Source organism: Streptomyces sp. NPDC048415 (assembly GCF_040651675.1).
Lineage (GTDB): Bacteria > Actinomycetota > Actinomycetes > Streptomycetales > Streptomycetaceae > Streptomyces.
In genome coordinates this window covers 13,845-33,350 of the sequence record NZ_JBEZKJ010000046.1, presented here as the reverse complement: position 1 = coordinate 33,350, position 19,506 = coordinate 13,845, and the positions used below count along the sequence as shown (strand labels likewise).

The window sequence follows — 19,506 nt, the reverse complement described above, 5'->3', positions numbered from 1 at the left end:
ACGTCGACCGACAGGAGGCAGGCGCGTGATCGTGGTGTCCGAAGAGGTGCGGGAAGCGCTCGACGCGCGCCGGCCGGTGGTGGCCCTGGAGTCGACGATCATCGCGCACGGGCTGCCGCGCCCGCGCAATCTGCACATCGCGCGGGAGCTGGAGGATGTCGTACGGCGGGAGGGTGCCGTACCCGCGACGATCGCCGTACTCGACGGCCGACCACATGTCGGGCTGGACAAGGAGCAGTTGGAGCGGGTCGCGAACGAGGACGGGATCCGCAAGCTGGGCCACCGCGATCTGCCGCTCGCGGTGGCGGCGGGCGCGAGCGGAGCGACGACCGTGTCCGCGACGGCTCTGCTGGCCGCTCGCGCGGGCGTACGGGTGTTCGCCACGGGCGGGCTCGGCGGCGTACACCGGGAGTGGACGGTGACACAGGACGAGTCCGCCGACCTGGGCCTGCTGGCGCGCACCCGGATCACGGTGGTGTGCGCGGGCGTCAAGTCGATCCTGGACGTGCCCGCGACGCTGCAACGCCTGGAGACGCTGGGCGTTGCGGTGGCCGGTTACGGCACGGGCCGCTTCCCCGGCTTCTATCTGTCCGACTCGGGGTATCCCGTCGACTGGACACTGGGGTCCCCCGGGGAAGTGGCGGACGTCATGCGCGCACAGGACGCGCTGGCCGCTCCTGACTCGTCACTCATCGTCGCGAACCCCGTCCCCGAGGAGGAGCAGCTCGATCCCGCGCTGCACGCGCGCGTGCTCGCCGACGCGCTGCACGCGTGCGAGGCGGAGGGCGTGACCGGGCAGGCGGTGACGCCGTTCCTGCTCGACTATCTGGTGCGGCACACCGACGGGGCGTCGCTCAGCGCCAACCTCGCAGCTGTGCGCGGCAACGTACGCCTCGCGGGGCGGATCGCGGCGGCCTGGGCCGGGGCGTGAGCGGGACGGATCGCGCCGGAGGGGATACGAGATCCGCGGGCGCGCTGCTCGTCGTGGGGGACGTGGTCACGGACATCGTCGCCCGGCACCGGGGGCCGCTCGCGGCGGGCACCGACACGGCCGCCGCGATCCGTACCCTGCCCGGCGGCGCGGGCGCCAACGTCGCATGCTGGGCGGCGCACGCGGGCTGCGCGGACGTACGGCTGCTCGGCCGGGTGGGCACGGACGCGGCCGGCTGGCACGAACGCGAGCTGGCGGCCTGCGGCGTACGCCCCCTGCTCGTCGTTGATCCTCAGGCGCCGACCGGGACGGTGATCTGCCTGGTGGACACGGGCGCTTCGGCGGAGCGTACGTTCCTCACGGACAGCGGGGCCTCCCTGCGACTGGAGCCGGCCGACTGGTCACCCGCGCTGCTCGACGGTGTCGCGCGGCTGCATCTGTCGGGCTACCTGTTCTTCTCCGCGCCGAGCCGGGCGCTGGTGTCGGTGGCGCTGGAGTCGGCACGCGCGCGTGGCGTACCGGTGAGCCTGGATCCGGCGTCGGCGGGGTTCCTCACCGCGCTGGGGGTGGACCGCTTCCTCGAGCTCGCCGAGGGCGTAGACGTCCTGCTGCCCAGCCGCGATGAGGCGTATCTGCTGACCGGACTGCCGGATCCCGCCGACGCGGCAGCCAAGTTGAGCCGTCACATCCCCCTGGTCGTCGCCAAGCAGGGCGGTGACGGGGCCCTGGTGGCCTGCTCGGGAACCATCCGGGCCCGCGTCCCGGCGGTGCCCGCCACACCCCACGACACCACTGGCGCCGGCGACGCGTTCACGGGAGCGTTCCTCTCGGCCCTCATCGCGGGCGCGGAGCCTGAGGAGGCGGCGCTGGAGGGGTGCCGGGCGGGGGCGACGGCGGTGGAGCGGGTTGGGGGGAGGCCACCGGCCGGCGCATGAGGACGGCCGGGGGCGGAACACGCCGGTGGACCGACAGCCATGTGTGCGGCGGCACCCGAGGCGCGCCGCGTCAACTCCCCTCCGTGTCTACCTCTTGCGACCCCACGCCGAGATCATCGGCGCCGTCGCCAGGTCCATGGAGCCGGAGGCGACGTTGGCCAAGTGGCGATCGATGTCCTGGTCGGAGGCCCGACCCGCGTTGACGAGCTGGTCGCGGATCTGACGGATCGTCGCGGACTCCAGGGCGGCGCAGGCGGGTGAGGTGACGGGGAAGTACGCGTCGGCCTCGACGCCGCGCAGCCCCGCCTCGCGGAGCAGGCGCGGGAGTTTGCGTCCGTACGCGAGGTCGGCGCCGCGCTCGGCGAGCAGCTTGCGGAAGCCGCTGCGGAGCCGGTTCGCGAGCTGTTGCTCAGGGCCGTGCTCGTCGGGGCAGAGCAGCGGCTGCAGGGCGGGGTCGGCGTCCTCGACGAGGAGCCGGCCGCCGGGTCGCAGGGCCTTGACCATCGAGCGCAACGCCCGCTCCCGGTCCGGCACATGGACCAGTACGAGCCGGGCGTGCACGAGGTCGAAGCCGTCCCCCGGCGGTTCCTCGGCACCCACGTCGTGGACGCGGACCTCGACCGGCGGGCGGGCGGCTGAGGCGGCCCACGAGGTGTCGATGTCGGTCGCGACGACCCTGCCGGTCGGGCCGACCTTCTTGGCGAGCCAGGAGACCACGGACGTGCCGCCCGCGCCGACCTCCCAGCAGCGCCAGCCGGAGCCGATGCCGAAGCGCTCGATGTGCCGGAACGTCGTGGGGTCGAAGAGGGCGGCGAAGGCGTCGAAGCGCTGTCCCGCCTCGGTCTGCCGGTTGTCGAGGAGATACCCGTCGGATCGCGTCATGGGGAGATCATCCCAGTTGACCGGCTTGTCGGGAATCGTCGACGCTCCCGTTTGTCGACACCGGCGCGATCCGGTGAGCGCCGACTGCTCATCCACAGGCACGCACCGGAACGGAATATTCCGTTCCCACAGGCTTTTCCGGCAGTCGATCAGGCCTGGCAGACTGGCGTGCCAAGGCGCAAAGTGCGGCGCAAGGAGATCCACGCGAGGAGATCCAGATGTCCATGGCAGGGAATCTGCGGAAGGTCACGGCCCTCGGCGCGGTCGGCGGCCTCCGCAAGGTGGCGCGGCTGACGCGGCGGCGCGCCCGTGTCGACCTGAGTCACCCCGCCCGGTCTCCGCTGGGCTCCGCGGTGGTGAACTGCGTGGCGTATCAGGACGGCGCCCGGATCCCGGAAGGCCGCGACCTGGTCGACACCGTGGAGCGGATCCGCAAGCGCGAGGAGGGGTTCGTGTGGCTCGGACTGCACGAGCCGACGGACCGCGAGTTCGCCGGTATCGCCGACCTCTTCGACCTGCACCCCCTGGCCGTCGAGGACGCGGTGGAGGCCCATCAGCGTCCGAAGCTGGAGCGGTACGGCGACACGCTGTTCGCGGTGTTCAAAACGGTCTGCTACGTGGAGCACAAGGAACTGACGGCGACCAGCGAAGTGGTGGACACCGGCGAGATCATGGTCTTCGTCGGGCCCGACTTCGTCATCACCGTGCGGCACGGACGGCACGGGTCTTTGGGCCCGCTGCGCGAGGAGTTGGAGGCCGACAAGCAACAGCTCTCCAAGGGGCCGGCCGCGGTTCTGCACGCGATCGCGGACCACGTGGTCGACGACTATGTGAATGTCACGGACTCGATGCAGGCGGACATCGACCAGGTCGAGGCCGATGTGTTCGCCGAGAACGGCGCACGCGCCGACGCCGGCCGCATCTACCAGCTCAAGCGTGAACTCCTCGAGCTGAAGCGGGCCGTGGTCCCGCTCGCCCGCCCGGTCCAGGATCTCTCGACCCGGCCCATACGTGTGGTCGACCCGGAGATACAGGCCTACTTCCGGGACGTCTCCGACCATTTGCTGCGGGTCACCGAGCAGATCGCCGCCTTCGACGAACTGCTCAACTCGATCCTGCAGGCGCACCTCGCGCAGGTGACGGTGTCGCAGAACGAGGACATGCGCAAGATCACCGCATGGGCGGCGGTGATCGCCGTACCGACGATGGTCTGCGGGGTCTACGGCATGAACTTCGACAACATGCCGGAACTGCACTGGAGGTTCGGCTACCCCATCGTCATAGGCGTGATATCCGTCGCCTGCCTCGTCCTGTACCGGGGGTTCAGGCGCAACGGCTGGCTCTGAGGCACCCTCGCCCGGCACGGCCGGCCGGCCGAGAGTGCGTGTTCGGGAACGACTGGCGAGGCAACGACTGGCGAGCGGGAGTGGGGACGTCAACAGGGCGGAGGGGTCGGCGAGGTCAGCTCGTCGTGGTCCTCGCGTAGACGCTCTCGACCCAGCCGGCGAGCTGTTCGTCCGTCAGGTGCTGGGCGAGGTCGGCTTCGCTGATCATGCCGACCAGCCGCTTGTTCTCGATCACCGGAAGCCGGCGGATCTGGTGCCCCTGCATCTCCTGGAGCACGTCGCCGACATCGGCGCCCGAGTCGATCCAGCGCGGTGTGCCCTGGGCCATCTCACCCGCGGTGACCCGTGCCGGGTCGTGGCCCATGGCCACACAGCCGATGACGATGTCGCGGTCGGTGAGGATGCCGCAGAGCCGTTCGTTCTGATCGCTGATGGGCAGGGCGCCCACGTTGAGCTCACGCATCAGCTGGGCGGCGCGGTCCAGGGTCTCGTGGGCGGGGATCCACTGGGCACCACGGTGCATGATTTCTCCGGCGGTGGTCATGAAGTACCTCCCGGTGCCGGACGGCCGGCGCGGCGCGGATCACACCGCTAGTCCCGGCGCCCTTCATTCTCGCCGCGCCCGTGCGGATACGCACCCGGAAGTCCGCGATGACCAAGGCCTGTGCGCCGCGCCGCACGGTCAGACGGAGAATCCGACGATCTTCTGCGGAACGACGCGGATGATCACGCGGACCTCGTCGCCCTTCTCCGCCGGGGGGTCGATGCCGAGGTACTTGTGCGACAGCTCGTACGGGAGGCGTTTGGCGTCGTCGGGAAGGATCTCGGCGGTGCCGCGGATCTCGACCGAGGCGTAGGGGTTGGCGAGGTCGAAGATCGAGAGGCTGATGCGGGGGTCCCGTTGGAGGTTGCGTACCTTCTGGCGTCCGGCGGTCGAGGAGAAGAGGACGGTGTCACCCTCGCGTTTGATCCAGACCACCGAGTTCTGGGGAGCGCCGCCGGGGCCGAGAGTGGCGACGCTGGCGAAGTTCTTGCCGTCGAGGAGGGTACGGACTGAATCGTCGAATGAGGCCGAGTGGTCGGCGGAGGTCGTCATGGACACAGGCTAACTGCATGCATGTGCATATAAAAGACATGGAGGGCCGGTTGTTCGATCAACCGTTCCAGGCCGGATGGCGCGGATCGTCGGCACGCACCAGGACGTCGGCCGTGGCGCCCGGGTCCACCTCGGTCTCGTAGCGCGCGAACGCGGGGAGGGTCCAGTGCTCGGCCTCGGGGGTGCGGCGGCGCAGGGCGCCCGGCGAGAGGAGCACATGGACGCTGTGGTCGAAGGGGAACCAGTGGCGAAGGAGGAGGGGTCCGTGCAGCAGCAGGAAGGCGCCGGGCGGGAGTTGGACATAGGGGCTGCGGGTGGCTCGGTCGGTGGTCGGGTCCAGGAGGTCGGGCAGCACACGGCCGTCGCCGCCCGGTTCGAGGGGGCCGAAGACCTCGCGCCAGAGCGCGCCGGTGTCGAACCAGCCGTCGTAGTACGCCTCGACGTCCTGACGCCCGTACTCGAGGCGGAGCGACGCGGGGCGCAGGAAGCCCTCCGTGCCGACGACGAGCGAGGACCGGCCGCGGATGCGCAGCGCCTCGCCAACGCGGTGCGCCAGGTCGCCGGGGCGGGCCGCCGGGGCTCCGTCGAAGGCGATGCGCGGCCAGGGACTGCCGTCCCCCGGTTTCAGGTCGAGCAGGCGCTCGGCGAGGAGGTCGCCGAGCCGTTCCCAGGTGATCGCTTCGAGTCGCACAGAGCCCATGATGCCGCGATCAGGAGGCGTTCCACCGGGCTCGCCCCCGGTCGCCGAGCTGCCCGGCGACGTAGATCCCGGGGCGAAAGGGGAATGAACCGCATATGGCGCCGATCGCGACTCCCCCGTACCGGACCGGGCTTCTCGTCATTCAGCCGCTCAAGAAGCGGCACTGTGGCGAGTGCCGGACCGGACCGCTCCCGCTGCTCGTGCTGGAGGAGGGGGCGCCCCGGTGTCTGGACTGCGCGGATCTGGGGCATCTGGTGTTCCTGCCGCGGGGGGACACCGCGCTGACGCGGAGGTCGCGGGAGGGCGGCGCGCTGTCGGCGGTGGTGGTGCGGTTCAACCGGCGGCACAGCCGGTACGAGCGGCAGGGCGTCCTCGTCGAGGAGGCGGCGCTGGTCCGGGCCGAGGAGCGGTGCCTGGCGGACGCGGAGGCGCGGCGACGCCGCCGCGTGCGGGACACGCGGCGCCGGGAGGCGGAGGATCTGCGGTTCACCGACGCGTTCGCGGGGGAGATACGCCGACTGTTTCCGCGCTGTCCGGCCGAGCGGGCACGGGCGATCGCCGCGCATGCCTCGGTGCGCGGCAGCGGGCGGGTCGGGCGTAGCGCTGCGGGCCGTGCGCTGTCCGAGGCGGCGGTGACCGCGGCGGTCCGTGCCTCCGTACGGCACACGGAGACGCCGTACGACCAGTTGCTGATGAGCGGTGTGCCGCGGCACGAGGCGCGGCGCCGGATCGCGGCAGCGGTGGAGACCAGGCTCTGGGAGTGGCGCGAGGAGCTCACGGCAGAGGCGTGACCGCGAAACCGGGAGGCGCGCGGCCCAAGGCCCGTGCCGGCCGACGGGGGGCACTGGAGGTTCGCGTATGCCTCCGCGCGGCTCGGCCATGGTCACTGTCCCCGTACCGGATTTCACTTGTGGTGACGGTTGGTGGCGTGCAGGATCTTTTGACTCCGGGGGGTTGAGGCGGGAGTGGACATGATCGATGGGCCATATTTCGTGCTGACGGTGTTGGGGGTGCTCGGCTGTGGGGTGATGGCCGGGGTGTTCTGCGCCTTCTCGACGTTCGTGATGAGAGGGATCGCCCAGCTGCCGCCGGCGCAGGGGGTCGCGACGATGAACGCGATCAATGTGTCCGCGATGCGTCCGCCGTTCATGCTGGTGTTTCTCGGGTCGGCGGGAGTGTGCGCGGTGCTCGCCGTGGTGACGTTCGTCCTGTTGCCGGACGACGGGGCGGTGGAGCTGCTGCTGGGCAGCGCGCTGTACCTGTTCGGGTCGTTCGGGGTGACGGTCGTCGCGAACGTTCCGCGCAATGACGCGCTGATGAAGATGGACCCCGGTACGCCGGAGGCCGCCGTGTGCTGGGTTTCGTATGTGCGCGAGTGGACGAAGTGGAACCACGTCCGCGCGGTCGCGGCGGCCGCCGCGGCCGTGTCGTACACGCTGGCCCTCACCTGACCTGCGCGCCTGTGCTCAGCTGAGCGGCGCGGGTGAGGGGGGCGACGTATCGTGGCGGGAAAGGAGTGCCGTTCGCAGGCCGTGGGCCGATGACGTCCGACGGCCCCGCGGCCCCGTACCGGTACGCGCACGCGAGGGAGACGGCCATGGCCGATCCCAAGGGATTCATGACGACACCGCGCGAGGAGTATCCGCGCCGGCCCGTTCAGGAACGGGTGCGGGACTGGAACGAGGTGTACGTCCCCGGAGCGCTGCTGCCGATCATCAGCAAGCAGGCCGACCGCTGCATGGACTGCGGAATCCCGTTCTGCCACGACGCCTGTCCGCTGGGAAATCTGATCCCCGAGTGGAACGACCTCGTCTCGCGCGACGACTGGCGGGCGGCGAGCGACCGGCTGCACGCCACGAACAACTTCCCCGAGTTCACCGGGCGGCTCTGTCCCGCCCCGTGCGAGGCGGGCTGCGTGCTGGCGATCAACCAGCCGGCGGTCACCATCAAGAACGTCGAGGTCGCGATCGCCGACCGCGCCTGGGAGGACGGCCTCACACCGCCGCGCCCACCGGACCGGCTCTCCGGACGGACCGTCGCGATCGTCGGGTCGGGGCCCACGGGGCTGGCCGCGGCCCAGCAGTTGACGCGGGCCGGGCACACCGTCGCCGTGTACGAGCGGGCCGACCGCATCGGTGGGCTGCTGCGGTACGGGATCCCCGCGTTCAAGATGGAGAAGCGGCACCTGGACCGGCGGCTCGACCAGATGCGGGCGGAGGGGACCAAGTTCCGTACCTCGACGGCGATCGGCACGGACGTGAGCGCCACCGATCTCAGGGGACGCTATGACGCGGTGATCCTCGCCGTGGGCGCCACGGCCTGGCGTGAACTGGACGTGCCCGGCCGGGAGTTGACCGGCATCCATCAGGCGATGGAGTACCTGCCACTGGCCGACCGGGTGTGCGAGGGAGATCTGGATGCCTCGCCGTTGTCCGCGGCCGGCAAGCACGTGGTGATCGTCGGTGGTGGCGACACCGGCGCCGACTGCCTGGGGACGGCCGTGCGCGAGGGCGCCGCCTCCGTGACCCAGCTCGACATCTATCCGCAGCCGGAGGCCGACCGCGACGAGGATGTCGAGCCGTGGCCGACGTACCCGAAGATCTACCGGCTGTCCGCCGCGCACGAGGAGGCCGGCGTGCTGGAGACGGCGCCCGCTGCGGACGCGGACGCCCGGCTCTTCGCGGCGTCCACGCTCCGCTTCACCGGGGACGCCGACGGGCATGTGCGCGCGCTGCACCTCGTCGAGGTGGACGAACGGCGCCGCCCGGTCCCCGGCTCCGGCCGGACGCTGCCCGCCGACCTGGTCCTGCTCGCCCTCGGCTTCTCCGGCCCCGACCGCCACGACGGGCTGATCGACCAGCTCGGCCTCGCCCTCGAACCGCGCGGCACGATCGCCCGCGACGCGGACTTCGCGACCAACGTCCCTGGGGTGTACGCGGCCGGGGACGCGGCCCGCGGCCAGTCCCTCATCGTCTGGGCCATCGCCGAGGGCCGCTCGGTGGCCGCCGCGGTGGACCACGCGCTCACCGGGGCGTCTCGGCTGTCGGCGCCGATAGGGCCGTACGACCGCCCCATGACGGTGTAGCCGGTGGTCAGCGGCGCTCGTCCGTGCCCGCCACCTTGGCGGTCGACAGGGCGACCCGGTTCCAGGTGTTGATGGTGAGGATCAGGGCCAGGACGTGGGCGAGCTCCCGCTCGTCGAAGTGGGCGGCGGCCTCCGCGTAGACGCCGTCGGGCACGCCCGCGTCGGCGACGCGCGTGACGGCCTCGGTGAGGGCGAGGGCCGCCTGCTCCCTCGGCGTGAAGAAGTGACGGGCCTCGCGCCACACCGCGACCATGTGCAGCCGGTCCTCGCTCTCGCCGGCCTTGCGGGCGTCATTGGTGTGCATGTGGAGGCAGTACGCGCAGTGGTTGAGGTGCGAGGCACGGATCTGGATCAGTTCGACGAGGGCCGGGTCGAGGCCCTCGCGGGCCGCCGCGTCGAAGCCGATGAGGGCACGGAAGACCTTCGGGGCGGACTTGCCGAAGTCGAGGCGCCGGTTTTCGGCCAAGGCCATGTCCTTGCCTTCCGCGGCGGGGGTGGCGGTCGTCGTGTGCGGCGTGTTCGTCGTCATGACCATGAATCTACGGGCCTCAAAGACCGGCTGTAGGGTGCAGTTTCATGGCGGAATCATGGGTCAATTCTGCGGAGCGGATCGGCGCCGATCTGCACCTGGAGCTGTCGGGGGCCGGCGGTCGGCGGGCCGCGCTGATCCGGGCGCTGCGTGAGGCCGTGCGCGGCGGCAGGCTCGCTCCGGGCACCCGGCTGCCGCCGTACCGCTCGCTCGCCGCCGACCTCGGGGTCGCGCGCAACACGGTCGCCGACGCGTACGCCGAGCTCGCCGCCGAGGGCTGGCTGACCGCACGGCAGGGCTCGGGCACCCGGGTCGCCGTGGGGCTACCGCCCACGCCCTTGAGGCAGGAGGAGAGCGCCGCACCGCCGGGCGCCGCGCGCGTACCCCGAAAAGAACCTCCACGCGCGCGTGGACCCCGGCACGACCTGCGGCAGGGCACGCCGGACGCGTCGTCGTTCCCGCGCGCCGCCTGGCTCGCGTCGTATCGCCGGGCGCTCCAGCAGGCGCCCAACGAGGCCTTCGGGCCCGGTGATCCGGCGGGGCGGGTGGAACTGCGCGAGGCGCTCGCCGAGTACCTGGCACGCGCGCGTGGGGTACGCGCCTCGCCCGGGCGGATCGTCATCTGCTCCGGCTTCTCGCATGCCCTGCGGCTGCTGTTCCCGCATGTCCTGCGCGGCTCGCTGGCCGTCGAGTCGTACGGTCTCGGCTTCCACCGCGAGCTGCTGGCCGCCGCGTCCGTACGGACCGTGCCGTTGCCGCTGGACGAAGACGGTGCCCAGGTGGGCGGCTTGGGGCGGGAACGGGCCGTACTGCTCACGCCCGCACACCAGTTCCCGACCGGTGGTCCGCTGCATCCCGCGCGGCGTGCCGCGGTGATCGACTGGGCACGCGCGCGTGGAGGGGTGATTCTGGAGGACGACTACGACGGGGAGTTCCGCTACGACCGCAGGCCCGTGGGCGCCCTGCAAGGTCTGGATCCGGAGCGGGTCATCCACATCGGCTCGGTCAGCAAGAGCCTGTCGCCCGCGCTGCGGCTGGGCTGGATGGTCCTTCCGGAGCGGTACGTCGACGCCGTACTCGCCGTCAAGGGCGAACGGGAGGCGTGGGCGAGCGTGTTGGACCAGCTGACGCTGGCGGACTTCATCGTCTCCGGGTCGTACGACCGCCACGTGCGGCGTATGCGGCAGCGGTACCGGGGTCGGCGTGACCGGCTCGTCGCCGCGCTCGCCGCGCAGGCGCCGCACATCGAGGTCACCGGGATCGCGGCCGGGTTGCACGCAGTGCTGCGGTTGCCGCCCGGGACGGAGCGGTCGACCGTCAAGGCGGCGGTCTGGCAGGGCGTGGCGCTCGACGGGCTCGGCGAGTTCCGGCACCCGGAGGCGGCGATGTCCGCACCGGACGGGCTGGTGGTGGGCTACGCGACACCCGCGGAGCATGCCTACGGGGCGGCACTGGACGCGCTGTGCGGGGCGCTGCCACCGGGCTGACCCGCGCCGTAGCCGGGTGAGGCGCCCCTGTCCGGCGCCGGGGCCAGGCCGCCAATGCCGGGTGCCCGCATCAGACCTGGCCCGCCCCTTGCGGCCCCGGAGAAGGACGACACCTTCGGCGCCGAGGCGCTTCGGCGCCGAACGGCGGTAGCCTCCGCAAGCCCGCATCCGTGCCGCGATGAGCAGTCAACTCAACGTCAGAATCAGTAGGGTTGAGAAAATAAAAGGATGCGTCAGGAGAGAAGGAAGTCCGCCTCCCCCGCCTTCGCGCCCTGGATGAACGCGGTCATCTCACCGGGCGTGTAAATCAGCGCGGGGCCGTCCGGGTCGGCCGACTGGCGGACCGCGATGCGGCCGTCGGCGAGCTTCATCGCCTCCAGGCAGTTGCCGCCGTTGCCGCCGCTCCACGGCTTGTGCCAGCCCTCGCTGCCCAGTTCACGGGCGGGCATTCCGTTGTAGATGCGCACGTCGCCTATCCGCGGATTGACGCGTTCCGGCGTGATGCGTTCCATTCACAGCTCCTTGCGGAGATCCCGGAGGATCTCCTTCGTGCGATGTGCAGTAGCGGCCTGAGCCGCCATGCGGTCCATGACCTCGAGGTGGGTCGCCACCTCCGAGCGCGCGTCCAGGTAGACGGCGCCGGTCAGGTACTCGCTGTAGACCATGTCCGGGAGTTCCGGCATGGCAAAGCGGAACAGCACGAAGGGCCCGTACGTACCGGGGTGCGGCCCCGAGGAGAACGGGATCACCTGGAGCGTGACATGAGCCAGCTTCGTCACCTGGAGCAGCTTGTCGATCTGGGCGCGCATCACCTCGGGGCCGCCGATGGGGCGGCGCAGGGCCGTCTCGTCCATCACGGCCCAGATCCGGGGTGCTCCCTCACGAGTGAGCAGATCCTGGCGTTGCATACGCAGCGCCACATGGCGCTCGATGTCCTCGGGCCTGGTCTGGCCGATGGCGCCCGCCTTCAGGACGCCACGCGCGTAGTCCTCCGTCTGCAGGAGTCCGGGCACGAAGTGGGGCTCGTACGAGCGGACCAGGGCGGCGGCACCCTCCAGGCTGACGTGCATCGAGAACCAGTCCGGCAGGATGTCGTGGAACCGCTGCCACCAGCCGGGTTTGTTGGCCTCCTCGGCGAGTTGGACGAAGGCCTCGGCCTCCTCGTCGCCGACGCCGTAGGACTTCAGCAGGAGTTGGAGGTACGGAATTTTGAGAGAGACCTCGGCCATCTCCATACGGCGGACCGTGGCGGGCGCGACGCGCAAGATGCGCGCGGCCTCCTCACGCTTGAGACCTGCCTGTTCCCGCAGGTCCAGCAGGCGCCGGCCGAGAACGACCTGGCCGACCGTCGGCGCGGACCGCGGTTCGCTCACGTCCCACCTCCACTGAGTCCTGACAGCCTGTCCACCGAGTCCTGGCAGCCCGGGCGGCGCCATGAGGGGTCTCTTTCGACGATCCCAACTGGCGCCGCTCGGCGTGCTGTTGCGAGCAGTGTGCCACGCGCCCCGACCGCGTCACACAGCACTCTGCATTTTTCAGAGTGACACTTGCCAAGTGTTCACGCCGGGGCGATAGTGGCAACCGTGACTCCGTCCGCGCCGTTAGGAACAGACGCCGCCGAAGACCGGTTCGGTCTCCGTGCCGCCGCAGGGCACCGCCCCCACGCGGCCGCCGAGCGCCGGTTCTTCTTCGAGCTGGCCGCACATCCTGGCTCCGTCGCTCAGGCAAGACGCCTCACACGCGCCCGGCTGTCCCGCTGGTCGGTGTGCGAGGACACCTGCGAGACGGCGACCCTCGTCGTCTCCGAGCTGGTCACCAACGCGATCGTGCACGCCGCCGGCGAGCGCGTTGTCTGCGAGCTGCACGACGGCGACGACCTGGTGCGGATAGCCGTACGTGACGAGGGATGCGCTCCGGGTGAGCCGCATCCCTCCCCGCAGCGGCCCGAGGAGGAGCACGGGAGGGGATTGCTTCTCGTCGCGGCCGTGTCCAGGGCCTGGGGGGCCCAGGACACCGGGCCCGGCCTGCTGGTCTGGGCGGAGTTGGAGCACACAGCGGGCCGGGCCTACCCGGACATCGAAGCCCGGTCGGACCTGGGCTGGAGCGCGAAGAAACCCCCGGCCGACGGCCGGGGCGCCGGGACGGAAGCGTTCTGGGGAACGGGGATTACGGCGGGGATCCCCCCGATCGAGCGGAGCCGAGACAGGGGGAGGCCGTGAGGGGTACGTCAGCGCCGGGGCCCGGAGCGCGGGTCCTGAGCCTGGACACGCTGGTCCGCCTGAAGCGCGGACAGCGGATGCCGGCGGCGCCGAGGCGTCTCCTCGTGCCCGAGGACATGACCGTACCGCTGGGCTGCGACGCGGTGTCGGTGCCGGCCCGGTTCGGCCCGCTGCTGCTGTCGCGGCTGCCCCGCGTGGGCTGTGTCTATGCCGACGGGGCGCACTGGTGGTGGATCGTGCCCTCCGACTCCGATGTCGCGCTGGAGTGGCCGGCGCCCGCGCGCTACGTCACGGGGGCGGTCGTACCGGACGCGCCCCACGCGCCCGGGCTCATCCACAAGCCGGACGGCGCCGTTCCGTACACCCCGCCGATTCCCCTCTACCTGGCGGTGTGCCGGGTGACGGGGACGACACCCGTTTGGTCGCGTCCGATCAGCGCGTAGGCCTCCGGCCGGACCCGCCGGGGTGTCCGAAAGTACGCCGGTCACCGTGAGACTCCGCTACCGCCGTGCGTGGAGCGCCGCGTTTCTGGGAAATGCACCGTTCGTCCACTCCCGGGGGAGGAGAACGGTGAGGAAATCGGCGAAAAAGAAGCATCGCGAGGACAAGCCCGCGCCGTCCGAGTCGGAACACCTGCTCTTCGGCGGCCCGCTCCGTTACGACATGGGCTGGTCCCAACACGCCGACGCGTTCCTCGAGTTGAACTTCCGCGCGATGGTCACGCGGCTGCCCTCCCTGCTCGCGTCCAGCTTCCGCCTCGCCTGGAAGGCGGACCCGCGCGCCGCCCGTGTCGTCCTGGTCGCCGAGGTGGCCCGAGGCGGAGCCCAGGCGGTCAATCTGTTCGCGGTGAACAGCGCGCTCGGGCGGCTGATGACGGGCGGCCCGGTCGAGGACCGGCTGCGCGGCGCTCTCCCGGCCCTGGTCACGGTCGCCGCCGTGATGCTGCTCGGCGCGCTGCTGCGGGCCGCGTCGACGTATGCCACCGGGCGCCTGGAGCCGAAGGTGGAGAGGGTCGCGACCGAGCTGTATCTGGAGCGGGCGGCGGCAGTGGAGCTGGCGGCCATCGAGGACGACGCCTTCCACAAACTGCTGGACACCGCGCAGTACGGCGCCCAGTCCGCCCGGCGCATGATCACCATCGCCACCCGGGTGGTGAACGCGATGATCTCGCTGTGCGCGGCGGCGGGCGTGCTGACGGTGCTGCATCCCTCGCTGCTGCCGCTGCTCGTCACGATGACGCTGCCGAGCGCCTGGAGCGCCCTGACCATCGCCCGGCGCCGCTACGAGTCGTTCCACACCTGGGTGCAGCACGCCCGGGCCGGGCATCTGATCAGCAGTCTGCTCACGGAGCCCGGGGCGGCCCCGGAGATCCGCGTGCACGGCGTGGGACCGTTCCTGCTGCGCCATTTCCGCGCGATGTCGCAGGCCGCCGAGGCGGAGCAGGCGCGGCTCGCCCGGCTCTCCGCCCGCACTGGGCTGATCGCCGCCACCTGGACGGGCCTGGCCACCGTGGCGACGTACGCGACGCTCGGCGGACTACTGCTCGCCGGTGCGATGGCGCTCTCCGTCGCCGGTACGGCCGTGATCGCGATCCGCACCGGCTCCGCGAGCCTCGACACCCTCGTCCTTGAAGTCAACTCGCTGCACGAGGAAGCCCTGTTCGTGGGCGATCTGCAACGCCTTTACGTGGAGGCGGCCGAGCGCGCGATCCCGGTGGGCGGCGATCCGCTCCCCGAGGACCCGAGCGAAATCCGCTTCGAGAACGTCACGTTCACCTATCCGGGCGCCGCGACCCGGCCCGCGCTCGCGGACGTCACCCTCCGCGTGCCGCTCGGCAAGATCGTGGCCCTCGTCGGTGAGAACGGCTCGGGCAAGACGACCCTGGTGAAACTGCTCGCCGGGCTGTACGCGCCCCAGAGCGGCCGGATCCTGTGGGACGAGGTCGACGCGGCGAGCGCGGACCGCCATCAGCTCGCCGAGCGCATCGCGATGGTGGCCCAGGACTTCAAACGATGGCCCTTCACGGCCCGCGTCAACATCGCGGTCGGCCGCGCCTCGGCACCGCTGACGGACGAGCGCCTCGCCGCGTCGGTCGCCGAGGCCGGGGCCCAGCACGTGGTCGCCGATCTCCCCCGAGGTCTCGACACGCTGCTGGCCCGCGGCTTCAGCGGCGGGCACGAACTGTCGGGCGGGCAGTGGCAGCGCCTCGGCATCGCGCGGGCGGCGTACCGGCGCGGCGCCATCCTGATCGTGGACGAGCCGACGGCGGCGCTCGACGCCCGGGCCGAGCTGGAGGTCTTCGAGAAGATCAGGGCCCTCGCGGGCTCCGGACAGACGGTCATCCTCATCACGCACCGGCTGGCGTCCGTGCGCCACGCCGATCTCGTCCACGTTCTCGACCAGGGCCGTCTGGTGGAGTCCGGGAGCCCGGACGAGCTCCTGGCCACCGGCGGCGTCTACGCGGAGCTCTACGCGCTGCAGGCGGAACAGTTCACCGGCAAGGTGCCGGCGCCGAAGGCGGGGTGACCTCACAGGCGCCCGCTTCGGCGGCGGGTGGCCTTGCCCGGCCCAGAGCCGAGTGCGCTCACTCGGCTCAACGGCTCAGGAGCGAGTGCCCTCACTCGACGCCGTCCGCACCTCTCACGACCACCAGGAACGCGTCCGTGGCCAGATCCATGACGACCTCCGCGGCCTGACCCTCCAGGCGGCGCAACTGCGCGAACTCCTCCGCGGGCCACGAACCTCGTGGCCCACCGGCGGGGAAGCGCTCCAGCACTGTTCGCCCGTTCACCCTGCACCTCCATGTAGCGCTGCTCTGGTAAGAGTTAAACGCTCACCATGGGGTAATCGCCTCGCCAAGTGACCGTACTGAGACGTAGCCGACACTTGTTCACCGGTTCATCGTGACGGAACTCTCAGTTCCGCTTACCCGCTGTGCCGGTCCGCGTACCCGCCGTGTCAGTCCTCGTATTCGTGTCAGTCCTCGTATTCGTCGTGGTACCGGATCCGCTCGCTGCCCGCTGGTGCCCCCAGAGCCGACGCCCGCCCCTTGGGCTCCTCCCATTCCTCCTGCCGTCCCAGGGCGGTGAGGTCGAGGAAGGTGGTGGTCGAACCGAGCCCGTCGAGTCCGCGCTCATACGTCGAATAGGTGTGGAAGACCCGCTCGCGGTCCCGCAGGAAGCAGCTCACCCCAGGACGCTCGACGGTCCCGCCCTCGCCGTCGAGGGTCACCTCGAAGTCATGGTTGAAGTCATTTCCGTACGACGAGTACCAGGGCACCGTCCAGCCCATCCGGGCCTTGAAGGGCAGGATCCTCGTGTACGGCGCGCGGGACACGGCGGCGAACTCCGTGCCGCGCGCCCGCAGATGGGCGAGGTACCCGATCTGGTCGAGGAACGCCGAGCAGCTGCGGCAGCCCGCGTCCCACTCGGGCGCGAACATGAAGTGGTAGACGACGAGTTGGTTGCGGCCCCGGAAGAGGTCGAGCAGCGTCGCTTTCCCGTCGCCGCCCTCGAACACGTACTCCTCTTCGATCTCGACCATCGGCAGCCCGCGCCGCTCGGCGTTCAGCGCGTCCCGCGCGCGCGTGGCGGCCTTCTCTCTGACCAGCAGTTCCTCGCGCGCGGCGCGCCACTCCTCGCGCGAGACGATCTGCGGAAGCGTCATGTGCTCCTCCTACGCAACGGTGCCTACTCTGTGGTGGACCGGCGGGAGAAGCGAAACTCATCGGCATATCGCCGAGATTCCTTCTCGGCGGGTCAGAGATCGGCGGATCAGGTGTCGTACCGCTGGATGCGCCGACCGTGATTCCGATCGACGAGGGCGGGCAGCCGCTCCCCCAACTCCTTCACCGTGGACGACAGATCCAGCGTGAGCAGTCGCCGGTCGCGCATCAGCACGCGACCGTCGACGATCGTCGTGCGTACGTCACTGGAGCGGGCGCTGTGCACGAGGGTGACCGCGAGATCGTGCACCGGCTGGGTGTGCGGGCCGGTGAGGTCGACCAGGACGATGTCGGCCCGCCGCCCCGGCGCGAGACTGCCGATCCGCTCCCCCAGCCCGACGGCCCGCGCGCTCTGGAGGGTCGCGTGATGCAGGGCTTGGCGGGACGTCAGCCAACGTGGATCACCCTCGGCCGACTTCTGCACGAGCGAGGTGAGCGCCATCGACTCCCACACGTCCAGGGAGTTGTTCGACGCGGCCCCGTCCGTGGCGAGCCCGACCGGGATGCCGATCTCGCGCAGCGCCCGCACGGGTGTCGGGTCCCAGGCGAACTTCAGGTATCCGCGAGGCGCGGTCGCGACGGCGATCCGGCCGCTCGCGTTCTCCAGCACGGGCAGGTCGCGTTCGACGATGCCGGTGCCGTGCGCGATGAGCACGTCGTGGTGGAGCAGCCCGGTCCGCTCCAGGATCTCGATCGGCGTGCGGCCGTGGCGGGTCAGGCTGTTGTCGGTCTGCTCACGGTTCTCGGAGGCGTGGAGATGCACGGGAAGTCCGTGCTCGCGGGCGAGTTCGGCGGTCGCGGCCAGGTCGGCGTCGTCCACGGTGTAGGGCGCGTGCGGGGCGAGGGCGGTGGTGATGCGGCCGTCGGCGCCGCCCCGGTGCCGCAGCGCGAACTCCAGTGACTTTTCCCGCCCTTCGGCGCCCTGCGAGGAGAAGAAGGCCTCCCCCAGGTGCGCGCGCAGCCCGCTCTGAGCCGTCACGGCGGCCACCGTGTCCATCGAGAAATAGTGATCGGCGAAGCAGGTGACTCCGCCACGGATCATCTCGGCGCAGGCGAGCCGCGCACCCAACTCCACATCCCGCTCAGTGAGGTTGGACTCGATGGGCCAGATGAAGTCGTTGAACCACTCCACCGCCGGCAGGTCCTCGGCGATACCGCGCAGAGCGACCATCGGCGAGTGGGTGTGACAGTTGATCAGTCCGGGCATCGCCAGCTGACCGCGGGCGTCGACGCGCTCGACGGCGTCCAGGCCACCCACGTCTTCGCCGAGGCTCTCGATGACCCCTTCTCGTACGACGATCGAGGCGTCCTCGACGAACCCGATCCCCTCATGATCGTCGTGCACGAGCGCGGTGCATCCGGTGATGATGAGGTCGGCTGGAGCCGGTTTGCCACGAGACCGAGTCATCACCTCACGGTACGACGGCATGGTGCCGGCGCAGGACATGAACCGCGCATCCCGTCCCAGCCCTGTCGCCGCCGCTCAGGCGCGGGCACCCTGGCGTCAGCACGGTCCACCCCGGTGCGCAACGGTGCGCATGGGTGCGCCTCCTGGAAGGAGTCGGCATGCTCCTCGCCACCTGGAACCTGGAGAACCTGTACCGGCCCGGCAGCCCCTTCGGACCGAAGGACAAGGCCGCGTACGAGACGAAGCTCGCCGCCCTGGCCGCCGTCATCACGGAACTCGACCCGACGCTGCTGGGCGTGCAGGAAGTAGGGGACCCGGACGCGCTCGCGGACCTGGCCGGAATGCTGGACGGCGAGTGGCAGGCCACGCTCTCCGGGCATCCGGACGACCGGGGAATCAGGGTCGGCTTCCTCAGCCGGGTGGCGCCGCGGGTGCTCGCCGACACCAACGCCTTCCCCGAGTCGCTGCGCCCCGTGCAGGCGGACGACAGCGGCGCCGCCGTATCGCACGCGGGCCGCGGCTTCCTCGCGGTGGAGATCTCCACCCGGGCCCTGACACTGCGGGTGGCCGTCTGCCATCTGAAGTCGAAGCTGCTGTCGTACCCCCGAGGACGCTTCCAGCCGCGCGACGAGGGCGAGCGGGCCCGCTTCGGCGCGTACGCCCTCTACCGTCGGGCCGCCGAGGCGACAGCGCTGCGCGCGCTGGCCGACGACCTGCTGGCCGGCGAGGGCCGCACCCGCGACGTCGCGGTCCTCGGCGACCTCAACGACGAGGTGCAGGCCGCGACCACCCAGATCCTGCTCGGCCCGCCCGGCTCCGAGATCGGCACCCCCGGATACGACCATCCGGACTCCGGCGACGCCACACGCCTGTGGGACGTGGCACCGCTCATACCGGCCGACCAACGCTACTCCCGCGTCAACGCGGGGCGCCGCGAGCTGATCGACCACATCCTGGTCAGTCATCACCTGGTCCACCGGGTCACCGCCGCGGGCACGGGGCTGCCCGGCGAGCAGCAGCTCCGGCTGCCGTCGGTGGGCGCGGACCCGGGCGAGCGGCGCGGGGTGGCGGGGTCGGACCATGCGCCGGTGTGGGTGCGGGTGGGGTCCTAGTGTCCCGCGCCGGACATGCGTAGGCAGGTCGGCTGCGCCACGAACTGGCAAC

General features: G+C 71.2%; 21 protein-coding genes. 11 read left to right on the top strand and 10 right to left on the bottom strand.

Annotated elements, in window-relative coordinates; genetic code table 11:
• Positions 1-25: 25 nt before the first annotated feature.
• Both AB0D27_RS26765 and AB0D27_RS26760 read left to right on the top strand, forming a co-directional pair.
• The gene (locus AB0D27_RS26765) at positions 26-931 is read left to right on the top strand and encodes a pseudouridine-5'-phosphate glycosidase (RefSeq protein ID WP_362513645.1); all 906 of its coding nucleotides are present in this window, start codon (positions 26-28) and stop codon (positions 929-931) included.
• Positions 928-1,866, top strand: a complete 939-nt coding sequence (locus AB0D27_RS26760) for a sugar kinase (RefSeq protein WP_362513642.1) — start codon at positions 928-930, stop codon at positions 1,864-1,866. The genes AB0D27_RS26765 and AB0D27_RS26760 overlap by 4 nt, the downstream gene beginning before the upstream one ends.
• Positions 1,867-1,953: 87 nt before the next feature.
• On the opposite strand, the gene AB0D27_RS26755 is transcribed toward AB0D27_RS26760, so the two are convergent.
• A complete protein-coding gene (locus AB0D27_RS26755; RefSeq protein ID WP_362513639.1) occupies positions 1,954-2,748 on the bottom strand; it encodes a methyltransferase domain-containing protein in 795 nt (264 codons plus the stop codon).
• 218 nt (positions 2,749-2,966) lie between these two features.
• On the opposite strand from AB0D27_RS26755, the gene corA reads away from it, so the two are divergent.
• Positions 2,967-4,094, top strand: a complete 1,128-nt coding sequence (gene corA / locus AB0D27_RS26750) for a magnesium/cobalt transporter CorA (RefSeq protein WP_362513636.1) — start codon at positions 2,967-2,969, stop codon at positions 4,092-4,094.
• A gap of 115 nt (positions 4,095-4,209) precedes the next feature.
• Here corA and AB0D27_RS26745 read toward each other — a convergent pair whose 3' ends face one another.
• From AB0D27_RS26745 to AB0D27_RS26735, 3 genes are all read right to left on the bottom strand, one after another.
• A complete protein-coding gene (locus AB0D27_RS26745; RefSeq protein WP_362513635.1) occupies positions 4,210-4,638 on the bottom strand; it encodes a CBS domain-containing protein in 429 nt (142 codons plus the stop codon).
• Positions 4,639-4,776: 138 nt separating this feature from the next.
• Positions 4,777-5,190 carry a PPOX class F420-dependent oxidoreductase gene (locus tag AB0D27_RS26740; protein ID WP_362513632.1) on the bottom strand — a complete coding sequence of 138 codons (414 nt, stop codon included), beginning with the start codon at positions 5,188-5,190 and terminating at the stop codon, positions 4,777-4,779.
• A 58-nt stretch (positions 5,191-5,248) separates the two neighbouring features.
• Positions 5,249-5,890 carry a uridine kinase gene (locus AB0D27_RS26735; RefSeq protein ID WP_362513629.1) on the bottom strand — a complete coding sequence of 214 codons (642 nt, stop codon included), beginning with the start codon at positions 5,888-5,890 and terminating at the stop codon, positions 5,249-5,251.
• Between the two features lie 95 nt (positions 5,891-5,985).
• Here AB0D27_RS26735 and AB0D27_RS26730 point away from each other — a divergent pair, with 95 nt between their 5' ends.
• From AB0D27_RS26730 to AB0D27_RS26720, 3 genes are all read left to right on the top strand, one after another.
• Entirely contained in the window at positions 5,986-6,681 is a 696-nt protein-coding gene (locus AB0D27_RS26730) for a DUF2293 domain-containing protein (RefSeq protein WP_362513627.1), read from the top strand.
• 180 nt (positions 6,682-6,861) lie between these two features.
• Positions 6,862-7,341: an anthrone oxygenase family protein gene (locus AB0D27_RS26725; protein WP_362513624.1), complete on the top strand. Its 480-nt coding sequence runs from the start codon at positions 6,862-6,864 to the stop codon at positions 7,339-7,341.
• A 146-nt stretch (positions 7,342-7,487) separates the two neighbouring features.
• Positions 7,488-8,975 carry a glutamate synthase subunit beta gene (locus AB0D27_RS26720; protein WP_362513621.1) on the top strand — a complete coding sequence of 496 codons (1,488 nt, stop codon included), beginning with the start codon at positions 7,488-7,490 and terminating at the stop codon, positions 8,973-8,975.
• Between the two features lie 7 nt (positions 8,976-8,982).
• On the opposite strand, the gene AB0D27_RS26715 is transcribed toward AB0D27_RS26720, so the two are convergent.
• Positions 8,983-9,447, bottom strand: coding sequence for a carboxymuconolactone decarboxylase family protein (locus AB0D27_RS26715; RefSeq protein WP_362513722.1), 465 nt, complete (start codon positions 9,445-9,447; stop codon positions 8,983-8,985).
• A 104-nt stretch (positions 9,448-9,551) separates the two neighbouring features.
• On the opposite strand from AB0D27_RS26715, the gene AB0D27_RS26710 reads away from it, so the two are divergent.
• Entirely contained in the window at positions 9,552-10,991 is a 1,440-nt protein-coding gene (locus AB0D27_RS26710) for a PLP-dependent aminotransferase family protein (protein ID WP_362513619.1), read from the top strand.
• 233 nt (positions 10,992-11,224) lie between these two features.
• Here AB0D27_RS26710 and AB0D27_RS26705 read toward each other — a convergent pair whose 3' ends face one another.
• Entirely contained in the window at positions 11,225-11,503 is a 279-nt protein-coding gene (locus AB0D27_RS26705) for a DUF397 domain-containing protein (RefSeq protein ID WP_362513616.1), read from the bottom strand.
• Positions 11,504-12,364 (bottom strand): helix-turn-helix transcriptional regulator, encoded by an 861-nt coding sequence (locus tag AB0D27_RS26700; protein WP_362513613.1) that lies wholly within the window; start codon positions 12,362-12,364, stop codon positions 11,504-11,506.
• Between the two features lie 201 nt (positions 12,365-12,565).
• Between AB0D27_RS26700 and AB0D27_RS26695 the strand changes: the two genes are divergently transcribed.
• The 3 genes from AB0D27_RS26695 to AB0D27_RS26685 all read left to right on the top strand — a co-directional run bounded on the left by AB0D27_RS26695 (position 12,566) and on the right by AB0D27_RS26685 (position 15,736).
• Positions 12,566-13,210, top strand: coding sequence for an ATP-binding protein (locus AB0D27_RS26695; RefSeq protein WP_362513610.1), 645 nt, complete (start codon positions 12,566-12,568; stop codon positions 13,208-13,210).
• 77 nt (positions 13,211-13,287) lie between these two features.
• Positions 13,288-13,653 (top strand): hypothetical protein, encoded by a 366-nt coding sequence (locus AB0D27_RS26690; protein ID WP_362513721.1) that lies wholly within the window; start codon positions 13,288-13,290, stop codon positions 13,651-13,653.
• A gap of 220 nt (positions 13,654-13,873) precedes the next feature.
• Complete coding sequence (locus AB0D27_RS26685; protein WP_362513718.1) at positions 13,874-15,736, top strand: ABC transporter ATP-binding protein; 1,863 nt, start codon at positions 13,874-13,876, stop codon at positions 15,734-15,736.
• A gap of 91 nt (positions 15,737-15,827) precedes the next feature.
• Here the strand turns inward: AB0D27_RS26685 and AB0D27_RS26680 are convergent, their stop codons facing one another.
• From AB0D27_RS26680 to AB0D27_RS26670, 3 genes are all read right to left on the bottom strand, one after another.
• Positions 15,828-16,001 (bottom strand): hypothetical protein, encoded by a 174-nt coding sequence (locus AB0D27_RS26680; RefSeq protein ID WP_362513607.1) that lies wholly within the window; start codon positions 15,999-16,001, stop codon positions 15,828-15,830.
• A 185-nt stretch (positions 16,002-16,186) separates the two neighbouring features.
• Positions 16,187-16,876: a DUF899 domain-containing protein gene (locus AB0D27_RS26675; protein ID WP_362513604.1), complete on the bottom strand. Its 690-nt coding sequence runs from the start codon at positions 16,874-16,876 to the stop codon at positions 16,187-16,189.
• Positions 16,877-16,983: 107 nt separating this feature from the next.
• Positions 16,984-18,342, bottom strand: coding sequence for an amidohydrolase (locus AB0D27_RS26670; RefSeq protein ID WP_362513601.1), 1,359 nt, complete (start codon positions 18,340-18,342; stop codon positions 16,984-16,986).
• A 158-nt stretch (positions 18,343-18,500) separates the two neighbouring features.
• Here AB0D27_RS26670 and AB0D27_RS26665 point away from each other — a divergent pair, with 158 nt between their 5' ends.
• A complete protein-coding gene (locus AB0D27_RS26665; RefSeq protein ID WP_362513598.1) occupies positions 18,501-19,454 on the top strand; it encodes an endonuclease/exonuclease/phosphatase family protein in 954 nt (317 codons plus the stop codon).
• The last annotated feature ends 52 nt before the right edge of the window (positions 19,455-19,506 follow it).

Coding starts and splice junctions, on each gene's coding strand:
- AB0D27_RS26755 (WP_362513639.1), bottom strand. CDS start 2,748: ATGACGCGATCCGACGGGTATCTCCTCGACAACCGGCAGACCGAGGCG.
- corA (WP_362513636.1), top strand. CDS start 2,967: ATGTCCATGGCAGGGAATCTGCGGAAGGTCACGGCCCTCGGCGCGGTC.
- AB0D27_RS26745 (WP_362513635.1), bottom strand. CDS start 4,638: ATGACCACCGCCGGAGAAATCATGCACCGTGGTGCCCAGTGGATCCCC.
- AB0D27_RS26740 (WP_362513632.1), bottom strand. CDS start 5,190: ATGACGACCTCCGCCGACCACTCGGCCTCATTCGACGATTCAGTCCGT.
- AB0D27_RS26735 (WP_362513629.1), bottom strand. CDS start 5,890: ATGGGCTCTGTGCGACTCGAAGCGATCACCTGGGAACGGCTCGGCGAC.
- AB0D27_RS26730 (WP_362513627.1), top strand. CDS start 5,986: ATGGCGCCGATCGCGACTCCCCCGTACCGGACCGGGCTTCTCGTCATT.
- AB0D27_RS26725 (WP_362513624.1), top strand. CDS start 6,862: ATGATCGATGGGCCATATTTCGTGCTGACGGTGTTGGGGGTGCTCGGC.
- AB0D27_RS26720 (WP_362513621.1), top strand. CDS start 7,488: ATGGCCGATCCCAAGGGATTCATGACGACACCGCGCGAGGAGTATCCG.
- AB0D27_RS26715 (WP_362513722.1), bottom strand. CDS start 9,447: ATGGCCTTGGCCGAAAACCGGCGCCTCGACTTCGGCAAGTCCGCCCCG.
- AB0D27_RS26710 (WP_362513619.1), top strand. CDS start 9,552: ATGGCGGAATCATGGGTCAATTCTGCGGAGCGGATCGGCGCCGATCTG.
- AB0D27_RS26705 (WP_362513616.1), bottom strand. CDS start 11,503: ATGGAACGCATCACGCCGGAACGCGTCAATCCGCGGATAGGCGACGTG.
- AB0D27_RS26690 (WP_362513721.1), top strand. CDS start 13,288: ATGCCGGCGGCGCCGAGGCGTCTCCTCGTGCCCGAGGACATGACCGTA.
- AB0D27_RS26685 (WP_362513718.1), top strand. CDS start 13,874: ATGGGCTGGTCCCAACACGCCGACGCGTTCCTCGAGTTGAACTTCCGC.
- AB0D27_RS26675 (WP_362513604.1), bottom strand. CDS start 16,876: ATGACGCTTCCGCAGATCGTCTCGCGCGAGGAGTGGCGCGCCGCGCGC.
- AB0D27_RS26670 (WP_362513601.1), bottom strand. CDS start 18,342: ATGACTCGGTCTCGTGGCAAACCGGCTCCAGCCGACCTCATCATCACC.
- AB0D27_RS26665 (WP_362513598.1), top strand. CDS start 18,501: ATGCTCCTCGCCACCTGGAACCTGGAGAACCTGTACCGGCCCGGCAGC.